Source organism: Delftia sp. ZNC0008 (assembly GCF_000799035.1).
GTDB lineage: Bacteria > Pseudomonadota > Gammaproteobacteria > Burkholderiales > Burkholderiaceae_C > Comamonas > Comamonas tsuruhatensis.
The window spans coordinates 1-403 of record NZ_JTKZ01000615.1 but is presented as its reverse complement, the minus strand read 5'-3'; the positions used below and the strand labels follow the sequence as shown (position 1 = coordinate 403).

The window sequence follows — 403 nt, the reverse complement described above, 5'->3', positions numbered from 1 at the left end:
TGCAGCTGCTGTCCACCCTGTTCCAGCCCGAGCGCTTTGCCTTTCGCAGCACCAGCATCACCGCCCAGTACGAAGCCGTGCGCGCCGGCGCCGGCCTGGCCGTGCTGCCCGCCTTCATCGCCGACCGCGACCCCGTGCTCAGCCGCGTGCTGCCCGCCGAGGCCTGCTTCACCCGCACCTTCTGGATGAGCATGCCCTCGGATGCCCGGCAGGTTCAGCGCATCGAGGCGGTCTGGGGGTTTCTGAGGGAGGCTGTGCAGGGCATGGGCGGCTTGCTGAAGCCCAGAGCCTGAGGGCCTGCGGCGGTCAGGCCCCTGCCGCTATACTGCCCGCCCCGAATCTCGTCATCCGACAGCAGGATCCCTGGCATGCGCCTGAAAGCCCTTTTGCGTCCACTACGCGG

Annotated in this window: 1 protein-coding gene; it reads left to right on the top strand. The window is 69.0% G+C overall.

The features are described 5' to 3' along the window. The coding region (locus L995_RS20025; protein ID WP_047473215.1) for a LysR substrate-binding domain-containing protein at positions 1-293 on the top strand (293 nt) is incomplete at its 5' end. Positions 294-403: the final 110 nt, after the last annotated feature.